This is a genomic window from Stenotrophomonas sp. YJH_SMC_27, assembly GCF_059369815.1.
In genome coordinates this window covers 26,044-50,475 of sequence record NZ_JCAFTA010000008.1, presented here as the reverse complement: position 1 = coordinate 50,475, position 24,432 = coordinate 26,044, and the positions used below count along the sequence as shown (strand labels likewise).

Annotated in this window: 21 protein-coding genes and 1 riboswitch; of the genes, 5 read left to right on the top strand and 16 right to left on the bottom strand. The window is 65.9% G+C overall.

Going from position 1 to position 24,432, the window contains the following annotated elements; all coding sequences use genetic code 11:
- Positions 1–5: 5 nt before the first annotated feature.
- Positions 6–3,215 (top strand): efflux RND transporter permease subunit, encoded by a 3,210-nt coding sequence (locus AC5P7R_RS12985; protein ID WP_478436109.1) that lies wholly within the window; start codon positions 6–8, stop codon positions 3,213–3,215.
- A gap of 89 nt (positions 3,216–3,304) precedes the next feature.
- On the opposite strand, the gene AC5P7R_RS12980 is transcribed toward AC5P7R_RS12985, so the two are convergent.
- From AC5P7R_RS12980 to AC5P7R_RS12945, 8 genes are all read right to left on the bottom strand, one after another.
- Entirely contained in the window at positions 3,305–5,077 is a 1,773-nt protein-coding gene (locus AC5P7R_RS12980) for a DUF885 domain-containing protein (RefSeq protein ID WP_111102316.1), read from the bottom strand.
- Between the two features lie 387 nt (positions 5,078–5,464).
- A complete protein-coding gene (locus tag AC5P7R_RS12975; protein ID WP_058979230.1) occupies positions 5,465–5,812 on the bottom strand; it encodes a lipid-A-disaccharide synthase N-terminal domain-containing protein in 348 nt (115 codons plus the stop codon).
- The gene (locus AC5P7R_RS12970; RefSeq protein ID WP_227853713.1) at positions 5,812–6,534 is read right to left on the bottom strand and encodes a glycosyltransferase family 2 protein; all 723 of its coding nucleotides are present in this window, start codon (positions 6,532–6,534) and stop codon (positions 5,812–5,814) included. The genes AC5P7R_RS12975 and AC5P7R_RS12970 overlap by 1 nt, the downstream gene beginning before the upstream one ends.
- A gap of 90 nt (positions 6,535–6,624) precedes the next feature.
- Complete coding sequence (locus AC5P7R_RS12965) at positions 6,625–7,590, bottom strand: NAD-dependent epimerase/dehydratase family protein (RefSeq protein ID WP_111102317.1); 966 nt, start codon at positions 7,588–7,590, stop codon at positions 6,625–6,627.
- An 85-nt stretch (positions 7,591–7,675) separates the two neighbouring features.
- Complete coding sequence (locus AC5P7R_RS12960) at positions 7,676–8,599, bottom strand: ParB/RepB/Spo0J family partition protein (protein ID WP_005411652.1); 924 nt, start codon at positions 8,597–8,599, stop codon at positions 7,676–7,678.
- A complete protein-coding gene (locus AC5P7R_RS12955) occupies positions 8,599–9,396 on the bottom strand; it encodes a ParA family protein (protein ID WP_019661751.1) in 798 nt (265 codons plus the stop codon). The genes AC5P7R_RS12960 and AC5P7R_RS12955 overlap by 1 nt, the downstream gene beginning before the upstream one ends.
- Before the next feature lie 113 nt (positions 9,397–9,509).
- Complete coding sequence (rsmG, locus tag AC5P7R_RS12950; protein ID WP_111098844.1) at positions 9,510–10,148, bottom strand: 16S rRNA (guanine(527)-N(7))-methyltransferase RsmG; 639 nt, start codon at positions 10,146–10,148, stop codon at positions 9,510–9,512.
- Between the two features lie 39 nt (positions 10,149–10,187).
- The gene (locus tag AC5P7R_RS12945) at positions 10,188–10,787 is read right to left on the bottom strand and encodes a 4'-phosphopantetheinyl transferase family protein (protein ID WP_019661752.1); all 600 of its coding nucleotides are present in this window, start codon (positions 10,785–10,787) and stop codon (positions 10,188–10,190) included.
- 84 nt (positions 10,788–10,871) lie between these two features.
- Here AC5P7R_RS12945 and AC5P7R_RS12940 point away from each other — a divergent pair, with 84 nt between their 5' ends.
- Positions 10,872–11,123: a GlsB/YeaQ/YmgE family stress response membrane protein gene (locus AC5P7R_RS12940; RefSeq protein WP_005411656.1), complete on the top strand. Its 252-nt coding sequence runs from the start codon at positions 10,872–10,874 to the stop codon at positions 11,121–11,123.
- A gap of 81 nt (positions 11,124–11,204) precedes the next feature.
- On the opposite strand, the gene xth is transcribed toward AC5P7R_RS12940, so the two are convergent.
- From xth to AC5P7R_RS12920, 4 genes are all read right to left on the bottom strand, one after another.
- On the bottom strand, positions 11,205–11,972 hold the full coding sequence (gene xth / locus AC5P7R_RS12935) for an exodeoxyribonuclease III (RefSeq protein ID WP_111098845.1): 768 nt from the start codon (positions 11,970–11,972) through the stop codon (positions 11,205–11,207).
- A gap of 174 nt (positions 11,973–12,146) precedes the next feature.
- Complete coding sequence (locus AC5P7R_RS12930; RefSeq protein WP_188250627.1) at positions 12,147–13,556, bottom strand: coniferyl aldehyde dehydrogenase; 1,410 nt, start codon at positions 13,554–13,556, stop codon at positions 12,147–12,149.
- 127 nt (positions 13,557–13,683) lie between these two features.
- Complete coding sequence (gene tli1a / locus AC5P7R_RS12925) at positions 13,684–14,223, bottom strand: Tli1a family immunity protein (RefSeq protein WP_276577078.1); 540 nt, start codon at positions 14,221–14,223, stop codon at positions 13,684–13,686.
- 54 nt (positions 14,224–14,277) lie between these two features.
- Positions 14,278–14,772 carry a hypothetical protein gene (locus AC5P7R_RS12920; protein ID WP_478419053.1) on the bottom strand — a complete coding sequence of 165 codons (495 nt, stop codon included), beginning with the start codon at positions 14,770–14,772 and terminating at the stop codon, positions 14,278–14,280.
- 438 nt (positions 14,773–15,210) lie between these two features.
- On the opposite strand from AC5P7R_RS12920, the gene AC5P7R_RS12915 reads away from it, so the two are divergent.
- Positions 15,211–15,888, top strand: coding sequence for a hypothetical protein (locus AC5P7R_RS12915; protein WP_478436111.1), 678 nt, complete (start codon positions 15,211–15,213; stop codon positions 15,886–15,888).
- A gap of 827 nt (positions 15,889–16,715) precedes the next feature.
- Here the strand turns inward: AC5P7R_RS12915 and AC5P7R_RS12910 are convergent.
- Positions 16,716–18,377, bottom strand: a complete 1,662-nt coding sequence (locus AC5P7R_RS12910) for an MFS transporter (protein WP_005420402.1) — start codon at positions 18,375–18,377, stop codon at positions 16,716–16,718.
- 127 nt (positions 18,378–18,504) lie between these two features.
- Positions 18,505–19,932: a DcaP family trimeric outer membrane transporter gene (locus AC5P7R_RS12905; protein WP_058979243.1), complete on the bottom strand. Its 1,428-nt coding sequence runs from the start codon at positions 19,930–19,932 to the stop codon at positions 18,505–18,507.
- A 245-nt stretch (positions 19,933–20,177) separates the two neighbouring features.
- On the opposite strand from AC5P7R_RS12905, the gene acs reads away from it, so the two are divergent.
- Positions 20,178–22,121: an acetate--CoA ligase gene (gene acs / locus AC5P7R_RS12900; protein ID WP_180876313.1), complete on the top strand. Its 1,944-nt coding sequence runs from the start codon at positions 20,178–20,180 to the stop codon at positions 22,119–22,121.
- Between the two features lie 121 nt (positions 22,122–22,242).
- Complete coding sequence (locus AC5P7R_RS12895; RefSeq protein WP_111098071.1) at positions 22,243–22,908, top strand: response regulator transcription factor; 666 nt, start codon at positions 22,243–22,245, stop codon at positions 22,906–22,908.
- A gap of 102 nt (positions 22,909–23,010) precedes the next feature.
- On the opposite strand, the gene AC5P7R_RS12890 is transcribed toward AC5P7R_RS12895, so the two are convergent.
- Both AC5P7R_RS12890 and AC5P7R_RS12885 read right to left on the bottom strand, forming a co-directional pair.
- Entirely contained in the window at positions 23,011–23,466 is a 456-nt protein-coding gene (locus AC5P7R_RS12890; RefSeq protein WP_021203537.1) for an REP-associated tyrosine transposase, read from the bottom strand.
- Positions 23,467–23,613: 147 nt separating this feature from the next.
- The gene (locus AC5P7R_RS12885; protein ID WP_478436112.1) at positions 23,614–24,189 is read right to left on the bottom strand and encodes a manganese efflux pump MntP; all 576 of its coding nucleotides are present in this window, start codon (positions 24,187–24,189) and stop codon (positions 23,614–23,616) included.
- Between the two features lie 88 nt (positions 24,190–24,277).
- Positions 24,278–24,367, bottom strand: a riboswitch (yybP-ykoY riboswitch).
- Between the last annotated feature and the right edge of the window lie 65 nt (positions 24,368–24,432).

Genomic DNA, 24,432 nt, shown 5'->3' with positions numbered 1-24,432 from the left:
CGACCATGTTCAAGCTGATCATTGAAACAGCGGTGCGCCACCGCTGGCTGGTGGTGTTCATGGCCGCGCTGATCGCCGCCGTGGGCCTGTTCCAGCTGGGCAAGCTGCCGATCGACGCCGTGCCGGACATCACCAACCGCCAGGTGCAGATCAACACGGTGGCCCCGGCGCTGACCCCGGAGCAGATCGAACGGCAGGTGACCTATCCGCTGGAAACCGCGCTGGCCGGCATTCCCGGCCTGACCACCACGCGTTCGCTGTCGCGCAATGGCTTCTCGCAGGTCACCGCGATCTTCACCGATGCCACCGACATCTACTTCGCCCGCCAGCAGGTGGCCGAACGCATGCGCGAGGCATCGGAAGACCTGCCCGATGGTGCGTCGCCGATGCTGTCGCCGGTCACCACCGGCCTCGGCGAGGTGCTGATGTGGACGGTGGACTTCACCGCGTTCGATCCGACCAGGCTGGCCAAGCCCGGTGAAGCAGGCTGGCAGGCCGGTGAGGTCTACCGCACACCGGAAGGCAACCTGCTGCGCACGCCGGAGGAACGCGCGACCTACCTGCGCACCGTGCAGGACTGGATCATCGCGCCGCAGATGCGTTCCAGCCCGGGGCTGGCCGGCGTCGATACGGTCGGTGGCTACGTCAAGGAATACGGCGTGCATCCGGACAGTGCCAAGCTGGCCGCGCATGGCCTCGGCCTGGCCGACCTGGTTACCGCCCTGCAGCGCTCCAACGTGCAGGCCGGTGCCGGCTTCGTACAGCGTGCCGGCGAGGGCCTGGTGGTACGTGCCGACGGCCTGGCGCTGACCACCGACGACCTGGCACAGGCGCCGGTGGCGACCCGCAATGGCGTGGTGGTGCGCGTGGCCGATGTGGCTGACGTCGACCTGAGCCGCGCGCCGCGCCTGGGTGCGGCCAGCCGCAACGGCCACGAGGCCGTGCTCGGCACTGCGCTGATGATCGCCGGTGGCAACAGCCGCACCGTGGCGCAGGCCGCTGCGGCGCGCCTGGAACAGGTGAACAAATCGCTGCCGGCCGACATCGTGGCCGCGCCGGTGCTGGACCGTAGCGTGCTGGTCAATTCCACCATCAAGACCGTGGCCAGGAACCTCACCGAGGGCGCGCTGCTGGTAGTGGTGGTGCTGTTCCTGCTGCTGGGCAATCTGCGTGCGGCGACGATCACCGCGCTGGTGATTCCGCTGTCGTTCCTGTTCGCAGTGATCGGCATGAACCGCTTCGGCATCAGCGGCAACCTGATGAGCCTGGGTGCGTTGGACTTCGGCATCCTGGTGGATGGCGCGGTGATCGTGGTCGAGTCGACCCTGCTGATGCTGGGCCAGCGCCGCGCCGAACTGGGCCGTGCGTTGACCGCGATGGAGCGGCTGCGCGTGGCCGCCGATTCGGCAATGAAGATGGCGCGACCGGCGGCGTTCGGCCAGCTGATCATCCTGCTGGTGTTCGCGCCGATCCTCACCCTGGAAGGCGTGGAGGGCAAGACGTTCCACCCGATGGCGGCCACCTTCATGCTGGCCCTGGTCGGTGCCTTCCTCTTCTCTTTCACCTTCGTGCCGGCGATGGCCGCGCTGCTGGTGCGCGAGCCGAAGCTGAAGGATGGCGAGGCACACAGCGATGATGGCGAGCACGAAACCAAGCTGATCCGTGTACTGCGTGCGCGCATCGAGCCGGTGATCCGCAAGGCCGTGGCGCATCCGCGCACGGTGGTGGCCGGTGCGGTGATGATGGTGGTGGTGGGCATCGGCTCGTTCTCGCTGCTGGGCCGTGAGTTCATGCCGACGCTGGACGAAGGCAACGTGGCGATGCAGGCCCTGCGCGTGCCATCGACGTCGCTGGAGCAGTCACTGGCCATGCAACTGGCGTTGGAGAAGGTGATTGCCAAGCAGCCGGAAGTGGAGACGGTGTTCTCGCGTACCGGTACCGCCGAGGCGGCGATCGATCCGATGCCGACCAACATCTCAGACAGCGTGATCGTGCTGAAGCCGCGCAAGGACTGGCCCGATCCGAAGCTGGACAAGGAAGCACTGGTGGCGCGCTTCGAGAAACTGGCCGGGCAGCAGCTGGGCAACAGCTTCGAGTTCAGCCAGCCAATCGAGCTGCGCTTCAACGAGCTGATTTCCGGCGTGCGTACCGACCTGGCCGTAATGATCTTCGGCGATGACTTCAGCCAGCTGCAGAAGGTGGCCGACCAGGTGGCGTTGAAGCTGCGTGCGGTAAACGGCGCGGCCGACGTGCGGGTGGAACAGATCTCCGGCCTGCCTACGCTCAACGTAGCGATCGACCACGTGGCGGCGGCGCAGTACGGGCTGACCGCCGCGGACGTGAGTGATGCGCTGTCCACCGGCATTGGCGGCACTGCGGCCGGCAAGATCTTCGAAGGTGATCGCCGCTTCAACGTGGTGGTGCGCCTGGACGATGCCTCGCGCAACGATCCGGACCAGCTCGCGTCACTGCCGATCGCCACGCCGTCAGGGCTGGTGATTCCGCTGTCGTCGGTGGCGCGCATCACGGTGAGCGAAGGGCCGAACCAGATCAGCCGCAACAATGGCAGCCGCCGCGTGGTGGTGCAGGCCAATGTGCGTGGCCGCGACCTGGGCGGCTTCGTCGGCGAGGCACAGGCAGCGGTGGCCGGCGTGGCACTGCCGCCGGGTGCCTACCTGACCTGGGGCGGTCAGTTCGAGAACCTGCAGCGCGCGGAGAAGCGGCTGGCGACGGTGGTACCGGTGGTGTTCCTGCTGATCGGCAGTCTGCTGTTCATGGCGCTGCGCAGCGGCAAGGAAGCCATTCTGGTGTTCAGCTGCGTGCCTTTGGCGCTGGTCGGCGGCATCCTCGCGCTGCTGCTGCGTGGCATGCCGTTCTCGGTATCGGCGGCGGTTGGCTTCATCGCCGTCTCCGGCGTGGCGACCTTGAACGGCTTGGTGTTGATGCAGGCGATCCGCGAGCGCCTCGACGCCGGCGACCTGCCGCTGCAGGCGGCGATCAACGGTGCCTCCAGCCGCATCCGCGCAGTGCTGACCACGGCGCTGGTAGCGATCGTCGGCTTCATTCCGATGGCGATTGCCAGCGGTTCCGGTGCGGAGGTGCAGAAGCCGCTGGCGACGGTGGTGATCGGTGGCCTGATCACCGCCACCGTGCTGACCCTGCTGGTGCTGCCGACGTTTGCCGCACGCGTGGCCAAGCCGCGGGCGGTGGGGTGAGGTGAGAGGGGGTCGGAGCCCCGCCCTTCGGGCGGGGCTCTGACCCGATCGCATCACGCTCGCCGGGCATGGCCCGGCGACGCGTCGGGTCAGGCCTTCTTGCGTTCGGCGATGTAGGCCTGGATCTGCTGTTCCAGCACCGGCAGCGGCACCGAGCCCTGCTTGAGCAGGGTGTCGTGGAAACCCTTGATGTCGAACTTGTCGCCCAGCTCCTTCTCGGCCTGCGCACGCAGGCGCACGATGGCGATCTCGCCCAGCTTGTAGCTCAGCGCCTGGCCCGGCCAGGAAATGTAGCGATCCACTTCGGTGGTCACTTCATGCTCGCTCAGCGCGGTGTGGTCACGCAGGTAGGCCAACGCCTGCTCGCGGGTCCAGCCCTTGCTGTGCACGCCGGTGTCGATCACCAGGCGCGCAGCACGCCACATCTCGTAGGTCAGACGGCCGAAATCCTCGTACGGGGTTTCATAGATGCCCATTTCCACGCCCAGCTTCTCGCAGTACAGCGCCCAGCCTTCGCCATAGGCGGAGATGTAGGCGTTGCGGCGGAACTCGGGCAGGTTCTTCTGCTCGGCGGCGATGGCGCCCTGCAACGCGTGGCCCGGATCGGACTCATGCAGGGTCAGTGCCGGCAGGTTGTACAGCGGGCGCGACGGCAGGTTGTAGGTGTTGAGCCAGTAGGTGCCCATGCCACCGCGGCCGGCGGTCCAGAACGGCGCAATGTCCGGCGGCACCGGCACGATGGTGAAGCGGGCGCGTGGCAGCGTCATGTACTTGCCAAGCTGGCCATCGGCGCGCTTGGAGATCCACGCGGCACGCGACAGCAGCTCCTCCGGCGTCTTGGCGTAGAACTGCGGGTCGGTACGCAGGAAGGTCAGGAATTCGGCGAAGCTGCCCTTGAACTTCACCTGCTTGATGATGTCGTTCATTTCCTTCTGGATGCGTGCGACTTCATCCAGGCCGATGCGGTGGATCTCGTCCGGCGACAGGTCCAGCGTGGTGTATTCGTGGATCTGCTGCTTGTAGTACGCCTTGCCGTCGGGCATCGCTTCGGCGGCCAGGGTGGTGCGCGCCTGCGGCACGTACTCGTTGACGAAGAAGGTGCGCAGCTGCTGGAACGCCGGCACCACCTTGCCGCTGATCGCTTCACGCGCCTGCGCCTGCAGCCTGGCCTGTTCGGCCGCCGGAACGGTGTTGGGCAGCTTCTTGAACGGCGCGTACAGTGGCGACTCGGTCGGGTCCTTCAACTCGGCGACGGTGGCGATGGACACCTCGCGGCCATCGAGCACCGCGCGCGGCACGCTGAAGCCACGCTTCAGGCCGGCGCGCATGTTCTCTGTCTGCTGCCCGAAATAGCGCGGCACATCGTTCAGCCGTGCGATGTAGTTCTGGTAATCCTGCACGGTCTTCATCTCGCGCCGGGCCATGAAGGACAGGTTGGACCAGAACGAGGAGTCGGCGTTGAACGGCATCTCGTAGCCGCGCAGGCGCACCTCTTCGGCGAGGTTGAACACCTGGTCGCGGTAGATCGCGTAGTTGACCTGGTTGTCGGGCGACAGGGTCTTCGGGTCGATCTTCTTCAGCGCGGCCAGGGTCTCGTCCCACACCTTCAGGCGCGCCTGCTGCGCGGCCGGGCCGACGTCGGGCATGCGGGTGGCATTGGCCGGGGCGTCCTCGTCCTCGCTGGCCTCGCCGCCGCCATCCTGGCGCCACTTCCATTCCTTCTCGTACACCGCACGGAAGGCGGCGTCGGCGGGCGATTCGGTGGCCACGCTGGCCGGCGCGGCGGTGGCGGGCGGTGCAGCCAGCGCCACAGCGGGGGCGGACAGGGCGAGCAGCAGGGCAACGGCAAGACGGGTTTTCACGAGCACAGGTTCCCGGGAAGGCAGACCCCGATCATGGCACCGCCCACGGTCCAAGGCATGGGACGAAGGTCCTGCCTGCGCAGCAGGCAGGACCGGGAACCGCCCGCAGGCCGGGGACCCAGCGGCGCAGGCGCGTGGTAGAGCCGACTGTCAGTCGGCTGCTCTTCCGCCACATGCAGCAAAGCCCGCGCTCCGCGCGAAAGTCGACTGACAGTCGACTCTACCCACGGCGGGCAGGACCGGGCCCCGGCCGAAGGCACGTAGTAGAGCCGACTGGGTAGAGCCGACTGTTAGTCGGCTGCTCTTCGGCCAAACGTGGCAAAGCCCGCGCTCCGCGCGAAAGTCGACTGACAGTCGACTCTACCCATGGCAGGCACCCCGCAGGCCTCAGTGGCTGGCCTTGTCGCGCTTCCAGCCGCGGTGCTTGATGTCCAGGTGCAGGCTGTACAGCGCGGTGAACGCCGGGAACAGGTTCTGCAGCACACCCACCGAGTCCTGCTTGGCCGAGAACAGGAAGTAGCTCAGCGTCATCAGGCTGCCGATCACGCTCATGTACCAAAACAGGCGCGGGATGACGGGCTTGCCGGCACGCTTGGAGGCGATGAACTGGACCAGCCAGCGGCCGCCGAACATCAGTGCGCCGGTGTAACCGATCAGCTTCCAGCCGGTTACATGCAGGCCGGTCCAGTACAGCCAGGTCAAGGGCTGATCCAGCCAGTGAAGCTCCAGATCCATCAGCGCTCCTCCACCGCGGTGCGCTTGCTTCGGGTGATCAGCCAGGCCACGCCACGCAGATCGCGGATGCCGACCAGCGCACGGCCGAGGTTGTTGTACTTGGACACGCCAGCGGTACGGTGGCGGTGGTTGACCGGCACACTGGTGGTCTTCCAGCCGGCGCGCTGCATCAGCGCCGGCAGATAGCGGTGCATGTGGTCGAAATACGGCAGGTCGAGGAACGCGCTGCGTTCGAACAGCTTGATGCCGCAACCGGTGTCGGGGGTGTCGTCGCGCAGCATGCGCGCACGGATGGCATTGGCCCAGCGACTGGCCCAGCGCTTGCTGCTGCTGTCCTGCCGGTTGACGCGCCAACCGGCGAACAGCTTCACCTGCGTGTCGGCGGCGTCGCGTGCGGCGAGCAGCTTGGGAATATCGGCCGGATCGTTCTGGCCATCGCCATCCAGGGTCGCGATCCACGGCGCCCGCGCATGCTTGACGCCGGTGCGCACCGCCGTGCTCTGCCCGCTCTGGTTCACATGGTGCAGCACGCGCAGTTCCGGGGTGGTTGCCTTCAGCCCCTGCAGCACCGCCAGGGTGTCATCACGCGAGTGGTCGTCGATGTAGACGATCTCGAACGGCAGTCGGCCACGCAGCGCAGCGGTGATTTCGGCGACCAGCGGGGCAACATTGTCGCGCTCGTTGAACACCGGGACGACAACGGAAAGCTCGGGTTGGCTCATAAGGCACTCGGCCAAAGGGGGGACAAAGACCGCGCATTCTCCGAAACCGAGGTTATCCGAAGATGAACCCGGCGGCGTGAGGATCCGTCCTCAGGCGCGATCGCCAAAATACTCGCGGCACCACTGCACCACAGGCGGCAGGCCTTGTTCGATCGGGGTCACCGCATCGAAGCCGAAAGCGTCATGTGCGCGCCGGGTATCGGCCATCGTGCGCACCATGTCGCCGGGCTGCATGGGCTTGTAGACCTTCTGCGCAGGGCGGCCGGCGGCCTGCTCGATCACGCTGATGAAGCGCTCCAGCTCGACCGGCGTATGGTTGCCGAGGTTGAACACCCGGTGCGGCACCGGGCCGTCGGCCGGATGCGCGAGGGCGCCGAGGATACCGGACACGATGTCGGAGACATGTGTGAAATCGCGCTGCATACGGCCTTCGTTGAACACGTCGATCGGCCGACCGGCCAGCACCGCGCGCGAGAACAGCAGCGGTGCCATGTCCGGCCGGCCCCACGGGCCATACACGGTGAAGAATCGCAGCCCGGTGGCATGCAGGCCGTACAGCTGTGCGTAGGTGTAGGCCATCAGCTCGTTGGCCGCCTTGGTCGCCGCGTACAGCGAGCGCGGCTGGTCCACGCGCTGGTCCTCGGAGAACGGCGGCGTGGCCGAGTCGCCATACACCGAACTGCTGGAGGCATACACCAGGTGCTGCACGCCACGGTGGCGGCACAGCTCGAGCATGTTGACGAAGCCGACCAGGTTGCTATCGACGTAGGCCTGCGGGTTTTCCAGCGAATAGCGCACGCCGGCCTGTGCAGCCAGATGGATCACGGCGGTCGGCTTCACTTCGTCGAACAGCGCGGCCAGGCCTTCGTTATCGGTCAGGTCCAGCGTGCGCAGGTCCAGCGCCGGGCACAGCGCGGCCACGCGGTCACGCTTGATCTGCGGGTCGTAGTAATCGTTGAAGTTGTCCAGACCGACCACGGCCTGGCCGGCCTCCAGCAGCGCGCGGGCGGTGTAGGCACCGATGAAGCCGGCAGCGCCGGTAAGCAGGATGGTCATCGCGGGTCTCGATCAAAGCACCCCGCTGCCATCGGCGTGGCCGACGTCGCGGGGATGCGTCGGCCGGCGTGATGTGGCGCCGGGTTCAGCCCTGGCGCGTACGCAGCTTTTCCAGCACGCCGTCCAGGGTGTCCAGATCGGTGTAGTGGATGATCAGCTTGCCCTTGCCGCCACGGCCGTGGTTGATCGCCACCTTGGCACCCAGCGCTTCGGACAGTTCGGTTTCCAGCGAGGCGATGTCGGCCTGCTGCACCTTCGGCGTCGCCACCGGGCGGTTGCTCGGCACCTTGCCGGCGGCGAAGGCCTGCGCACGGCGCTCGACCTCGCGCACCGACCAGCCTTCATCGGCCGCTTCCTGCGCCAGCTTGCCGGCCAGCTCGGGAGCCAGGGTCAGCAGCGCGCGGGCGTGGCCCATTTCCAGGCGGCGGGTTTCCAGCAGCAGCCGGATCGCCACCGGCAGCTCCAGCAGGCGCAGCAGGTTGGACACCGCCGCGCGCGAGCGGCCGACGGCCTCGGCGGCCTCGGCATGGGTCAGGGTGAACTCGCTGATCAGGCGCTGCAGCGCCTCGGCTTCTTCCAGCGGGTTGAGGTCTTCGCGCTGGATGTTCTCGATCAGCGCCATCGCGATGACGGTGCGGTCTTCCAGCTCGCGCACCACCACCGGCACTTCGTCCAGCCCGGCCAGCTGCGATGCGCGCCAACGGCGTTCACCAGCGACGATTTCGTAGTTGCCCGCCGGCAGCTGGCGCACCAGGATCGGCTGGATCACGCCCTGCGACTTGATCGAGTCGGCCAGCTCGGACAGCTTGCCCTCGTCCATCTCGCGGCGCGGCTGGTACTTGCCCGGCTGCAGCTGGCCGACCGGCAACTTGCGCAGCACTTCACCCGGCAGCGGCTCGATCACCGCGGTGGTGGCCTGCACCTGGCTGACCGCGCCCTTCGGGCCCAGCAGCGCGTCCAGGCCACGGCCGAGGCCTCGCTTCTTGGCTGCCGGCTTGCTGCTGGTCATCAGACGGTCTCCACGGCCTTGCCGGCCTTGTTGCGTTCGTTGTTGCGGCGGATGATCTCGCCGGCCAGGCCCAGGTAGGCCACGCCACCGCGCGAGGCGCGGTCGTAGCCGACGATGCTCTGGCCATGGCTGGGTGCCTCGGCCAGGCGCACGTTGCGCGGCACGATGGTGCGGAACACGCGGTCGCCGAAGTGCTCGGTGAGCTCGGCCGAGACCGCATTGGCCAGGTTGTTGCGCACGTCGAACATGGTGCGCAGCACGCCTTCGATCTCCAGCGCGGGGTTCAGGCTGGTGCGCAGCGCTTCGATGGTTTCCACCAGCGCGCTCAGGCCTTCCAGTGCGTAGTACTCGCACTGCATCGGCACGATCACCGAATCGGCGGCGGCCAGCGCGTTGAGCGTCAGCAGCGACAGCGCCGGCGGGCAATCGATCAGGATGTAGTCGTACTCGTCGCGGATCGGCGCCAGCGCGCGCTTCAGCCGCTGCTCGCGCTCGCTCTGGCCCATCAGCTGGATCTCGGCGGCGGTCAGGTCGATGTTGCCCGGCAGCAGGTCGTAGCCTTCGGCGGTCTGCACGCGCACATCGGCGGCGCTGTTCTCGCCCAGCAGCAGATCGCAGGTGGAGGCCGCCAGCTCACGCTTGTCCACGCCGCTGCCCATGGTCGCGTTGCCCTGCGAGTCCAGGTCGACCAACAGCACGCGCTTGGGTGCGTTGGCCAGGGAAGCGGCCAGGTTGACGGCGGTCGTGGTCTTGCCGACGCCACCCTTCTGGTTGGCGATGGCGATGATGCGGGCCATGCGGGTGTGCCTCGTCGACGGATGGTTGGGACCGGTCATTATGCGTACAACCGGCCCCTTGCGGAAATCGTGGATCGCCAACCCGTTGTTCCACAAAGGGCTGGCGGCGCGAATCAGGGACCTGCAACGGTGACCAGGTGGCGTTCGCCGGCCAGGCCGGGCACGCTCAGCGGGGTCACCTCACGCACCTGCCAGCCAGCCGGCAGTTCCGCGATCTCCTCATGCGGGTAGACGCCCTTCATGGCCAGCAGCACGCCGCCGGGCCGCAGCAGGTGGCCACCGACGCGGACGATGCCGGCCAGGGTGTCCATCGCGCGGGCGGTCAGCTGGTCATAACGGCCGGCCTCGTCCAGCGCCTCGGCGCGCGATTCGGCGACGCGGGCATTGCCCAGGCCGAGCTGGCGCACGGCCTCGCGCATGAAGCGCGCCTTCTTGCCGTTGCTCTCGACCAGGGTGACCTGCAGGCCCGGGCAGGCGATCGCCAGCGGGATGCCCGGCAACCCGGGACCGGTACCGAGGTCGGCCAGGCTGCCATCAGCCACGAACGGCTGCATCGCCAGCGAATCGAGCAGGTGGCGGGTAACCATCTCCTGCGGGTCGCGGATGGCGGTGAGGTTGTAGGTGCCGTTCCAGCGGTGCAGCAGGGCCAGGTAGCGCAGCAGCGGCGGCGCCAGCGCGGCGTCCAGGCCCATGCTGGCCAGGCCCTGTTCCAGCGTGGCAGCCACGCTGGCGGGAAGTGGGTGTTCGCTCATGCCGCCATTATCGCCGGTTTTGCGCGCTGATTCCCCGCTTCAGTGCGGATACCAGGCCAACGCCGCACGGAACTGGCCGCTGGCCTGCCATTCGTGCAGGTGCCAGCGCGCGGCCTCGCCCAGTTCCAGGTCGCACCAGCGCAGGTGCAGGGCGCCATCGGCCCCCGGCGCCAGCTGCAGGCGATGCAGGCCGAACGAGATGCCCTGGCCGTGCGCCTTCAGGATCGCCTCCTTGACGCACCACACGCGGAAGAACCAGTGCTCGCGGTCGGCCTCGTCCAGGCGTTCCAGCCAGGCCACCTCCTGCGGGTGGAAGAAGCGCCGCACGATTTCCAGAAGACGCGGCCGCGGCCGCAGCAGTTCCAGGTCCACGCCCAGCCGCACGCCTTCGCCCAGCGCCACCAGCAGCACCTCACCGCTGTGGCTCCAGCCGGTCCCGTAGTGGGCCAACGGGCCGCTCAGCTCCGGCCGGCCCTTGTCGTCACGGACCAGTGGCAGCGTCTGCGGATCGGTGCCCAGCGCCTGCGCCAGTACCTGCCGGGCCTGCGGTTCACCGCGCTGGCCCGGCACGTGCGGGCAGCGCCAGACCGTCACCGGGCCGAAGCGCCAGGGGCCGTCGAGGGTGGCTGGCAGGCTCATCCGCACGCGCCCATCACGCAATTGCACGACGGGTTCACAGCCGTGCGCGTCAACTGGTCACAGTTCCCCACCGGAGGTTCGATCATGGGCATCATCATCTGGCTGATCGTCGGCGGCATCGTAGGCTGGCTGGCCAGCATCATCATGAAGCGCGATGCCCAGCAGGGCATCATCCTCAACATCGTGGTCGGCATCGTCGGCGCGCTGATTTCCGGCTGGCTGTTCGGCGGTGGCATCAACGAGGCGATCACCATCCGCACCTTCCTGTTCTCGCTGATCGGTGCGGTGATCCTGCTGGCGATCGTCAACCTGTTCACCCGCAAGAGCATACGGTGATCTGAGGGGTAGCGCCGGGCCATGCCCGGCGTCACCCTGCCGCCGCTGCGCTCGCCGGGTATGCCCCGGCGCTACCTCAACTCAACCCAGCTGCACCCACGCCGGCGCATGGTCGCTCGGGCGTTCCCAGGTGCGCGGCTCGCGGTCGATGCCCGAAGCCACCGCACCGCTCTTCAGCGCATCGGAAACCAGGGTCAGGTCGATGCGCAGGCCCAGGTTGCGACGGAAGCCGGCGGCGCGGTAATCCCACCAGCTGAAGGTACCCGCCTCGTCGTTGTGCAGGCGGAAGCCATCGTGCAGGCCCAGCTGCAGCAGCTTGTTGAGCGCGCCACGCTCAGCGGTGGAGGTCAGGATGTGGTTGTCGTTCCACACCTCCGGGTCGTGCACGTCGCGTGCGTCCGGGGCAATGTTGAAGTCCCCCATCACGATCAGCTTCGGGTGCCGCTGCAGCTCCTGCGCGATCCAGGCGTGCACCGCCTCCAGCCAGCGCAGCTTGTAGTCGTACTTGTCGGTACCGATGTCCTGGCCGTTGACCACGTACAGGTTGATCACGCGCAGGTCGCCGAAGGTACCGGCGATGACGCGCTTCTGCTCGTCCTCGAAGCCGGGAATGCCGATCTGCACGTCCTGCGCAGGCTCACGCGACAGCAGCGCCACGCCGTTGTAGGTCTTCTGGCCGGCGAACACGCTGCGGTAGCCCGCGGCGATCAGCGCCGAATCGGGGAACTTGTGGTCCTCCAGCTTGGTTTCCTGGATGCCGACGATGTCCGGGCCGAAGTCCTTGAGCCACTGCTCCAGGTGCGGCAGGCGGACATTGAGCGAATTGACGTTCCACGAGGCGATCTTCATGCGGGCATTCTACCCGGGTGGCCGGGATGGGGCTCGGGCCGGATTCCCGTGTAGAGCCGAGCCCACGCTCGGCTGCATTGATCGGCACCCAGCCAGGAGCAGCCGAGCGTGGGCTCGGCTCTACAGAAGAATCGGGCCGGGCCCTGATTCAGCAGAGCCACGCCCTGCCTGGGTTCACCGCAGCAGCAGCTTCAACAACCCCGCAATCTTCGAATACGGCGGCCGCAGCCGGTCGCTGGCCGCCCAGCGCGACTGCCACAGCACCGGCAGCCGCTTGCTCATCGCATCGAACCCGGCCCGGCCGTGGTACGCGCCCATGCCACTGGCCCCTACCCCGCCAAACGGCAGGCCATCGGCGGCGAAGTGCAGCAGCGTGTCATTCACCGTCACCCCACCGGCCACCACCTGGCCGAGGATGCGTTCCACCGTCGCGCGGTCCTGGCTGAAGGGGTACAGCGCCAGCGGGCGGTCACGCGACAGCACGTCGGCCAGCGCGGCATCCAGGTCCGGATAGGCCCGCACCGGCAGAATCGGGCCAAAGATCTCCTCGCGCATCAGGTCCAGGTCATCCGGCGGGTCCAGCACCACGGTCGGCACCAGCAGGCGCTCGCGGTCGGCGCGCGCCTCATCCACCTGCGCCAGCGGAATCACCGGCACGCCGCGTTGCCGCGCCTGTGCCAGATAGCCCTGCAGGCGACGGTACTGGCCGTCGTTGATGATCCGCGTGTAGTCGTCGGCATCGCTGAAGTCGCCGTAGCGTTCGCGCACCTGCTGCTGCAGCGCCTGCACGAACTCGCGCTGGCGCGCGGTATCGATCAGCACGTAATCCGGCGCGATGCAGGTCTGGCCGGCGTTGAACCACTTGCCGGTGGCCAGCCGCGCAGCGGCTTTTTCAAGTGGAAAGTCGCTGCAAACGATCGCCGGCGACTTGCCGCCCAGTTCCAGCGTGACCGGTACCAGATGTTCGGCGGCGGCGGCCATCACCTTGCGGCCGACGGCCGTCGAGCCGGTGAACAGCAGATGGTCCAACGGCAGCGACGACACCGCTGCGGCCACCTCCGCCCCGCCCTGCACCACCGCCACCCGATCGGGCGGGAACACGCTGGCCAGCAGATCGGCCAGGAACGCACTGGTGCGCGGCGTGTGTTCCGAAGGCTTCAGCAGCACATGGTTACCCGCAGCGATGGCGGTGGCCAAAGGCACCAATGCCAGCGTGACCGGGTAGTTCCAGGGCGAGATCACCCCGACCACGCCCAGTGGCGTCGGCCGCAGCTGCGCGCGCGCTGGCCACAACTTCCATCCCGCCGATGCCCGCTGCGGCTTCGACCAGCGCCGCAGGTGGCGGCGCAGGTGGTCGATGGCCGACAGCACGCTCATGCCATCGGCCAGCTTCGATTCAACGTGGGCGCGATGCCCGAAGTCCTCGGCGATGGCCTGCGCCATTTCGTCCAGGCGTGGCTTCAGCCCCTCGCGCAGGCGGCGCAGGTCGGCCTCACGCTGGTCGAGCGTGGGGCGCTGCGACTGCCAGGCGCTGCGCAGGGTGTGCAGGATGGCGGGGAGCTCGGCCGGGGTGATGGTGGTCATGGGCCGATTGTAGGGTCGACCCGTGCCCGGCTCGCATGCCAACCTTCACGCCGTGGCACGGGGTCTCATTCGGCCCCCTCCCGACCGCCTTGCATGCGTTCACCCCCTCATGCAAACCCGTCCATCACTACGTCTTCTGCTGGTCGGTAGGTTGTGCCGGGCAAGACTGCGGTTCTGGCAACTCAAGCGGAATCTTGATCGGGTATTCGGGGCTGCCGTAGGCGTAACAGGAAGTGGTGACCTGAATCTCATCGCAGGGCAGGAAATGTACAGTGATGCCGCAGACATTCTGGTTGGTGTAATCCGGGACGGTGACGATTTTGCTGTGGTAACGCTTTTGTGCCTCGATTTGTTGCAGCCAGGCGTCGTATTTCGACTCATCTGCAAATCCAGGAAATCCTTTTGAGCCTCCTACCCCGGTTTCCCAATCGACTCGTACCATCACCCCTGGCCGCCACTGATCTGGAACCGTGTAACAGCAGCCTCCACCGCCGCCTTGATTCGGGCCAATGCTGTCAACGGCCGAACGGCCATCGACACTGAATCGGTTGATCGCCCAATGGGTGTGGTTGACGCCATAGATCGCGCTGGCATTCACCGCGTAGGCCGACAAGAGCAGAGGTGGGCCAGCAAGAAATGCCAGTGCCACGCGCTTCAAAACAAACATCACTGAAACTCCAGAATGTATAGCCCTCATACTTTGTCCGAGGGAACGAATGCGCTACTCGGGCGCAAACTCCAGCCGCCAATCACGCAAGAACTCGACCTCCCGCGCGATCAGTGCTGATCCTGCTGCGGACGCGTCGGAGAACTGTTCGCCCGACATTGGAATCCTCTTCAGGGGGACATTCCGATCACCTACGAAGAAGTGGGGCGTAAAGCAGTAAGGCTCATCGCCCGATTCCGTGGGCTGCTTCACCAACGTCGCAAACACGGCATTCGTCGGCATGCTCGGTTTGGCGCCTGAGCACCACGGATGCGACGAGACGATGTCCTGAATCCGCGCACCAGCCCGACGGAACTCCGTGGGACTGAAAACCTTGCCGAGAGAGACTCGATGTACCCGATAGGTGTCGTCTTCCGGTTGTGCCTCGACAAGCCATCCTGAGTTGTCATGCGATGTGCAGCTGCAATCGCAGGTCACCAGTGTTGCGTTTGGTACGGCGTTGTTCCAGGACAGCCAGACTGTCTCTGTCTTGCATAGCTGTTTGATCACGGGCGATCTTTCCTCGACTCGCAGGCTTCCCTGCCGTGTCGCATCGTCGGCAGCTACATGCGTTTCTGCGCCAGCCGCTGACGCTGAGACAGTGATGATCGCTGCCAGAAGTACCCTGCGCATTCCCCGATCCGATTCGATGAATCACACATGCTATGGGGCGTACGGATGAACAAAGGGAGTTCGGGCCATTTGCGTCAGACGTTGGCAGTTCTTGCTAGAAGTCCCCGTCTTCCGTGTGGCTGGATACGTCATCCCGCACCGGTACGATCAAATACTGGGCTGATATGTAGATTCGTACTTGTTTCATTGCCGCACGACGTCAGCGCGCTGAAGGTAGTATCCCACCTCCAATAACATGCGTAGATGCGACGCGTATTTGCATTTCTGACCGGATGTCTTCTCCTGGCCGGAGCTTCCGATGCCAGCGAGCAGTCCATGGATGTCGCGGCAATCGGCCTGAACGCCGAGCACGAACACATCCCATTGGTGGGCGACAGCCTGGCTGCCGTCGTCGGCGAGCTCGAGGGCGATGCCACACCTGGTGCCAGTATTGGCAGGGTGCTCGAGATACTTGCAGAGAGACTCGAACGTACGACCTGCTATCTACAGCCCCCCGTCAAAGACAGCTCACGTTCGTCCGGCATGACCTGCAACGGACCCGATGTAGACAGCCTCTTCCCGTACTACACCACCTTGCGGCAGGCGAGCACACCGGCGGAGCATGATCGGTACGGCCGTCGCTTCCTGGACGCCTATGCGGCGTTGCTCAGGGATGCACCGGATGTTGCCCTCACGCGACCAAGCAAGGATGAGGCGGCAGATGGGTTGTTACATGTGCTCTTTCCGTTCGAAGCTTGGGACGAGAAGCTGAACTTTCCACGCCATGACGTGCGCTTCCCGTTTGTTCCTGTGTGCAACCTCGTTGTCGCTCGCGCTGCGCGCTGCCCGGGAGCCGACCAGCTGCGCAGAGAAATCGGCAGGCAGGCGATGAGAGTGAACAGCGCTTGTTGTGCATCAAGGAGTTTTCGAGGCGGCAGCTGGCGGAGGAAGGTGAATGCCCGGAAGTCACCACCACCAGCCCCTGATGCCCATCGCATGCTCCCGTCAAGATGACGGTCTCCTGGAGAATGAATTTGTTGAGCTTGATCTTCACTGTGCTTGCAACGCTGGCTTCAACAGAGGATGCGAAGTCTGGCAGCGGGAGATGGGTGCACGCTCGCAGCAACATCACACTGCGATACGACGGCGAGGACAAGGGTCGCTACCGGAACCTGTCGGTGATGAAGCAGGGCGAGCTGGTGCGCCGCATGGCACTGGGAAAGCGGTCGTACTCTCTGTTCGAGTACGACCCCGATCCGGCGACGTCCCCTGACGGTCGGTATGTGCTTGTCACTGACGTGGAATCTGGGGAGGTTGGCTTGACGGATGGACGCCGTTCTCTGCATGAAAGGCCGTATTGCGGTTTCATCGACACACGAAGCGGCTGCCTGTTCGCGCGTCAGACCGGGCAATTCTGTGGAGGGCAGTTCAATGACGTTGGAGCCTGGGTATCTCCCGCCCTTCCTGACCTGCACCCTTCTGAGGTGCACCCCACCGCGGAGGACTATGCCTCAGGTCGCCTGAGTCCCCCGGATGCACCCGATGGTTCCCTCGACAATCTGCTTCGCTGCGACCCACCAGGCCCAGGCAACAGGGACCACTACGGGAAGCTGATAGATGCAGGGACGTTTGAAGTCACGCCTTTGCAGAGAGAGGCGCTGTATGGCCGGTAGAGTCGAATGTCAGTCGACTGCCGTTGGTGCGAAGCCCAAGAACCCCGCGCTGTGCGCGATAGTCGACCAACGGTCGACTCTACCCTCCCGTCAGGCGGTCCGGCCCCCACAAACAGAAAGGCCGCGGTCTGCACCGCGGCCTTTCCTTTACTGCATGGACCCCACCGGTTACTTGGTGATATCCACGTTCTTGGTTTCGCGCAGGAACAGGCCGCCGATCACCACCGACATCAGTGCGATCGCGATCGGGTACCACAGGCCGTAGTACAGGTTGCCGGTACCGGCCACCAGCGCGAACGAGATCGCCGGCAGGAAGCCACCGAACCAGCCGTTGCCGATGTGGTACGGCAGCGACATCGAGGTGTAGCGGATGCGGGTCGGGAACAGTTCGACCAGGTAGGCGGCAATCGGGCCGTAGACCATGGTCACGTACAGCACCAGCAGCCACAGCATGAAGATGGTGCCGGCAATGTTGATGCGCGCACCATCGGCCTTGGCCGGGTAGCCGGCAGAGGTCAGGGCGGTCTTCAGTTCCGCGCCGAACGCATCGGCCTTGGCCTTGCCTTCTTCCTTGGTCAGGCCGGCGGCCTCATACGAGGTGACGCTGGCGCTGCCCACATTCACCATCGCCAGCGAGCCGGCGGCGGCGGGCTGCACGTCGTACGGCACACCGGCCTTGGTCAGCGCAGCGGTGGCCACGTCGCAGGAGCTGGTGAACTTGCGCAGGCCCACCGGATCGAACTGGAACGAGCAGGTGGCCGGGTCGGCGACGACCAGTGCCGGCGAGCTGCTGCGGGCTTCTTCGATGGCCGGGTTGGCGAAGTGGGTCAGGCCCTTGAAGATCGGGATGTAGGTGATGGCCGCCAGCAGGCAGCCGGCCAGGATGATCTTCTTGCGGCCGATGCGGTCGGACAGCCAGCCGAAGAAGATGAAGAACGGCGTGCCCAGTGCCAGCGCTGCGGCGATCAGCAGGTAGGAGGTGGTGGCATCGACCTTCAGCATGCTGCTGAGGAAGAACAGCGCGTAGAACTGTCCGCCGTACCAGACCACGGCCTGGCCAGCCGCTGCACCGAGCAGGACCAGCAACATCAGCTTCAGGTTGCCGCCCTTCAGGCTGTCGCGGAACGGGGTCTTGGAGCCCTTGCCTTCAGCCTTCATCTGCTGGAACAGCGGCGATTCGCTCAGCTGCAGGCGGATCCATACCGAAATGCCCAGCAGCAGGATCGACACCAGGAACGGGATGCGCCAGCCCCAGGCCTCGAAGGCCTCGTTGCCCAGCGTCATGCGGCAGGCCAGGATGATCAGCAGCGACAGGAACAGGCCCAGCGTGGCGGTGCACTGGATGAAGCTTGTGTACAGGCCGCGCTTGTCGTCCGGCGCGTGCTCGGCCACGTAGGTGGCGGCACCGCCGTACTCGCCGCCCATCGCCAGACCCTGGGCCAGGCGCAGGATGATCAGGATCACCGGTGCGGCAAAACCGATCGATGCGTAGTTGGGCAGCACGCCGACCAGGAAGGTCGAGATGCCCATGATCAGGATGGTGACCAGGAAGGTGTACTTGCGGCCGATGCGGTCGCCGAGGCTGCCGAAGAAGGCCGCGCCGAACGGACGCACGAAGAAGCCGGCGGCGAACGCCAGCAGGGCGAAGATCATGCCCGTGGTTTCATTGACGCCGCTGAAGAACTGCTTGGCGATGATGGCCGCGAGCGAGCCGTACAGGAAGAAGTCATACCACTCGAAGACCGTGCCGAGGCTCGAGGCGAAGATGACCTTCTTGTGGCCCTTGGTCAGGGTGCCCGCTTTATGTGCGGTGCTGGGTGTACTGGACATGGGACGCTTCCCCTCCGAAGCAATCGTTGTTGGTGGGTGCCGACCGTTGGTCGGCACTCAATTCGGTAGATGCCGACCTTGGCCGGCACCCCATCTCGGTAGGTGCCGGCCGCTGGCCGGCACGCTCTCAGAAGCTGTACTTCGTGGTGAACTGCAACCGGGTGATGTCACCCTTGTTGCCGTTCTCCACTTCGCGACGGCCATACATCAGCTCGGCGCCGATATCGACCTTGGGCAGCGGTGAATAGAAGATGTTGCCGCGGACGCTCTGCACGCTCTTGGTCACCAGCGGGCCGAGGATGCTGTCGTTGTCGTAGTCGCTGCGCGCGTAGATCAGGTTGGTGCGCAGCTTCGGCGAGAACGCATGCCGCCAGCCGACGTAGCCGGCCAGCACGCCGGTCGGGTTGAGCTCATCGCGGGCCACGTCATAGGCACTGTCGGCGGTGATGCCCAGGCCGATGTAGCGGGCGATGCCTTCGCCGCCGGTCAGCTGGTAGTGCAGCGAATCGCTGTCACCCATCACCCATTTGCCGCCCAGGGTCAGGCCGCCCGCCACCTTGTCGGCCTTGGCGCCGGTGGCCTGGTTGTCGACCTTCAGCTGACGGACGATGCCGCCGACACCGAAGGTGCCCCAGTCGCCCTTCCAGCCATAGCGCAGGGTCAGGTCGGGCAGGCTGCCACGGTCGGAGTTGGCGCTGGCATTGGTCCAGGCACCGGTGACCGGGTTGCGGGTGCCGGTGAGGGTGGTGGTTTCCGGGTTTTCCAGTGCGACACTGAAGCCGCCCTGGGTGTAGCGCACCTGCGCCTGGCGCACGAAGATCACGCCGTCGGTGGGGCCGACGAAGTCGACCGCTTCGGGCAGTGCGGCCGCGTCCATGAAGTTGGACCAGGTCTGGCCGGCCAGCCAGTTGTTCCAGTACATGTAGGCGTGGCGCAGGGTCACACCGTAGGTATTGGTGGCGGTCTGGTTGCCCAGCGAGTTGCCGAAGAAGTCCATCTCGAAGAACGCACCGGCCTTGTTGCCCGATTCGCTGACGTTGTCGATGCCCAGGTTGAAGCGCGAGAACTTGGCATGGGCGTTGAAATCGGTGCCCGAGCGCTTGCCGCTGCCGCCAGCGCCTTCGACCGGGGTCTGGCCCGGCAGGTACAGCGAACGGCCGGTGGCGTCGTCGGCCAGCTGGCCATCGCTGGTCTGGGTGGCCAGGAAGTCGGCCTTGATGAAGCCGCCGATCTTGACCGTGGTGCCCGGCGCGGCGCCCGGGGTGAGGGTGGTGACCTGGATCGGCTGCTTGCCGGCCGGCACCTGTGCGACCGGCTTCTGCTCGGCCTGCACCGTGCGCACTTCGGTCACGGCCTGCTGGGTCTGGCTGATCTGGGTCTGTTGTTGTTGCTGCGAAGACAGCAGCAGCTGGACCTGGCGTTCCAGTTCGGCAACGCGTGCTTCCAGTGCCTTCTCTTTGGCGGTCTCTGCGAACGCCATGCCCGGTGCGACCAGGGCGACCAGCAGGCAGGCCGCCAAAGGTGTGCGCACGGCTTTCAACGTACGGTGGCTCATGTTGCCCTCTCTCCCAAGTGGCAAGGTGATGCCGCGCGTGGGGCACGGTCGAGCCGAGACTGCGGGGCGATTATGTATAGCGGCTATTCGCCATTGGTCGAACCCGGGCCTGCAAGGCGCTCACTTTCGACCATGGTCTAACCAGGGTGGTGACGCGGCCGGGGGTGGATGGGGCAAACTGAGGGGGATCGGTCGTTGCAATGCTGCGACCGCACATACAAAGTCAACGTGCAAGTGAGGGTGCCATGGCTGATATCTACCCAGTCGATCCGCAGTTCGCCGCGAAGGCACGCATCGACAAGAAGACCTATGAACAGCAGTACCAGGCGTCGGTGGCCGATCCGGATGGATTCTGGGGCAAGGCCGCCGAGCGCCTGCAATGGATGCGCAAGCCGACGAAGATCAAGAACGTCAGCTATGACCTGTCCGACTTCCGCATCAAGTGGTTCGAGGATGGCGAGCTCAATGCCAGCGTGAACTGCCTGGATCGCCAGCTGGAAACGCGCGGCGACAAGACCGCCCTGCTGTTCGAGCCGGACGGCCCGGATGCACCGGCCCAGCATGTGACCTATCGCGAGCTGTACGAGCGCACCTGCCGCCTCGGCAACGCGCTGCGCAACCTCGGCGTCAAGAAGGGCGACCGGGTCACCATCTACCTGCCGATGATCGTCGACGCCGCGGTGGCCATGCTGGCCTGCGCGCGCATCGGTGCGATCCACTCGGTGGTGTTCGGTGGCTTCGCGCCGAACTCGATCGCCGACCGTGTCAGCGACTGCCAGAGCAAGCTGATCATCACCGCCGACGAAGGCCTGCGCGGTGGCCGCAGGATTCCGCTGAAGGCCAACGTCGATGCCGCGCTGAAGCTGCCGGGCACCAATACCGTGGAAACCGTGCTGGTGGTGCGCCACACCGGCGGTGCCGTGGACATGCAGGCCCCGCGCGACCGCTGGTTCCACGATGTGGTGGACAGCCAGCCGTCCACCTGCGAACCGGAACGCATGAACGCGGAAGACCCGTTGTTCATCCTCTACACCTCCGGTTCCACCGGCAAGCCGAAGGGTGTGCTGCACACCACCGGCGGCTACCTGCTGTATGCGGCCTACACCCATGAAGCGGTGTTCGACCTGCGCGAGGACGACATCTACTGGTGCACCGCCGACGTCGGCTGGGTTACCGGCCACAGCTACATCGTGTACGGTCCGCTGGCCAACGGTGCGACCTCGCTGATGTTCGAAGGCGTGCCGAACTATCCGGACACCTCGCGCTTCTGGAACGTCATCGACAAGCACAAGGTGAGCATCTTCTACACCGCCCCGACCGCCATCCGTGCACTGATGCGCGAGGGCGAGGAGCCGGTGAAGAAGACCTCGCGCGCGTCGCTGCGCCTGCTCGGCAGCGTCGGCGAGCCGATCAATCCGGAAGCCTGGCGCTGGTACTACGAAGTGGTCGGCGACAGCCGCTGCCCGATCGTCGATACCTGGTGGCAGACCGAAACCGGCGGCATCCTGATCTCGCCGCTGGCCGGCGCGATGGACCTCAAGCCGGGGTCGGCCACCCTGCCCTTCTTCGGCGTGCAGCCGGCGCTGGTCAATGCCGATGGCGAGATCCAGGACGGCCCGACCGAGGGCAACCTGATCATCCGTGATTCCTGGCCGGGCCAGATGCGCACGGTGTACGGCGACCACCAGCGTTTCATCGATACGTATTTCCGCACCTACCCGGGCAGCTACTTCACCGGCGACGGTTGCCGCCGCGACGAGGACGGCTACTACTGGATCACCGGCCGCGTAGACGATGTGATCAACGTGTCCGGCCACCGCATCGGCACCGCCGAAGTGGAAAGCGCGCTGGTCTCGCACCCGAAGGTGGCCGAGGCGGCCGTGGTCGGCTTCCCGCACGACGTCAAGGGCCAGGGCATCTACGCCTACGTCACCCTGGTGGCCGAAGAGGCACCGAGCGATGAACTGCACAAGGAACTGATCGCCTGGGTGCGCAAGGAGATCGGCCCGATCGCCACGCCGGACCACCTGCAGTGGGCGCCGGGCCTGCCGAAGACCCGCTCGGGCAAGATCATGCGCCGCATCCTGCGCAAGATCGCCGAGAACGCGCCGGACCAGCTCGGCGACACCTCGACCCTGGCCGACCCGTCGGTGGTGGCCTCGCTGGTGGACGAGCGCAAGGTGCGCTGATGGCGTGACTGCGGGCGCAGAACGCGCAAGGGACGTGGCCGGGAGGAGGGACCCGGCCGTGTCCGACCCGTCCTGCACCTGCCATCACGTCGCTCTTTTTCCTGATCGATAAGCTCGACCCATGACCACCCTCCTGATTGCCGATGACCACCCGCTGTTCCGCGAGGCCCTGCGTGGGGCCGTGCAGCGGGTCATCCCCGGCGTGCAGCTGTTCGAGGCCGACAGCGTGGAAGCGCTGTACGCGCTGGCCGACCAGCACAACGACGCCGACCTGGTCCTGATGGACCTCAATATGCCCGGTGCGCAGGGTTTCAACGCGCTGGTGCACATGCGCTCGCTGCACCCGCACCTGCCGGTGGTGGTGGTGTCCGCACGCGAAGAAGCCACGGTGATGCGCCGCGCGCTCGACCACGGTGCGCTGGGCTTCATTCCGAAGTCTGCGGATTCGGACACCATCGGCCATGCGCTGGGCGCCATCCTCGATGGCGAGACCTGGGCACCGCCGGAAGCGCACAACGTGCCGCCTACCGGCAGCGAAGAACGCGAAGTCGGCCAGCGCCTGCGCGAGCTGACCCCGCAGCAGTTCCGCGTCCTGCAGATGCTCGGCGCCGGCCGCTTGAACAAGCAGATCGCCTACGACCTCAACGTCTCCGAAGCAACGATCAAGGCCCACGTCACCGCCATCCTGCGCAAGCTGGGCGTAACCAACCGCACCCAGGCCGTGCTGATGGCCGGCAAGCTGGCCATCGACGACGACGCCATCGTACTGCCGCCGGAAGAAGACTGAAGGTGACGGACTGCGGAGCCGAGCATGGGCTCGGCTCTACAGACGTCATGATGCCCCTGTAGAGCCGAGCCCACGCTCGGCTGCTCTTTGCCTCAATACCAATCACTCCTCAAGCAACCATCGACTCCACACATAGGGGTATTCCCCGATGCGCGTGGCCAGTCCAGCACGCACGGGATTGGCCGCGATGTACATCGCCTGCGTGCGCAGGCACTCATCGCCGCGCAGCGCATGATCGTAGTATCCCGGCTGCCAGATCGGCGCGCTCGCATCAACGCGCCTGGCGATGGATCTTCCACTCCGGGACTTCAGGATCTGCATGCAGCCGGCCAGCGTGCCCGTACGCAGCTCGATCAACCAATGCAGGTGGTCCGGCATGATCACCCAGGCCAGGGAGAAGGTACGACCGGTTTGCTCGACTGTGCGCAGCGCTTCGATCAGCAGATCGACGTTGCCCTTGTCACTGAACCAGGGACGACGCGCATGCGTCACCGTCGTAAGGGCATAGACATTGCCGGTATGCGACCAACGACCATAACGGAGTGCGGGACTGGCCATGCGAAGACGCTATGGCACGCGTGACAGCATCTCCATCAGTGCAACACCGCAATGCTTGTCAGCCAAAAACCTGATGTAGAGCCGAGCCCATGCTCGGCTGCCATGCAAAGCAGCCGAGCGTGGGCTCGGCTCTACAGATTTCCCTGCTTACCCCACACCGTGCAGGTGTTCGTACAGGATCGTCGCGCCGATGATCATCAGGATCACGCCGCCGATGATCTCGGCACGCTTGCCGACCATGCTGCCCAGCACGCGGCCGAGCATGATGCCGACGGTGACCATGGTCAGCGTGCACAGACCGATGACCGCCGCCATCACGCCGATATGCACGTCCATGAAGGCCAGGCCGATGCCCACGGCCATCGCGTCGATGCTGGTGGCGAAACCGGTCAGCGCCAGCTTCCAGAAGCCGTGGTGCTGCGCAGGGTCTTCATCATCTTCGCCACTGTCCGGGCGCAGGCCGTTGTAGATCATGTGGATGCCCAGCGCGCCGAGCAGGCCGAAGGCGATCCAGTGGTCGAAGGCTTCCACGTACTGCAGGGCAGCACGGCCGAGCAGCCAGCCGATGATGGGCGTGATCGCCTCGATGACACCGAAGATGATGCCGGCGCGCAGCGCATCGCGGAACACCGGCTTGCGCATGGCCGCACCCTTGCCGATCGCCGCAGCGAAGGCATCGGTGGACATGGCAAAGCCGATCAGGAGGATCGAAATGGGGGACATGGACAGCGGCTGAGGTCGGGCTAGGACGGACGCACGGCCTGCGCTCGCGCCCAACCTGACGTTGCGCGCGCGGGCCGCTGGTCTCGCCAACCATCATGGTTGTCCACGCCACGGCGCACTGGCCGAGTATGTTGACGTGGACGATTCCTGCGAAGGAATCCGGCTACTCCCCAAGGGGACGCGAAGCTTAGCATCGCGATTCGCGCGTGGCGCATTTCCAGCGAAACGCGCAGGCAGGGCTGG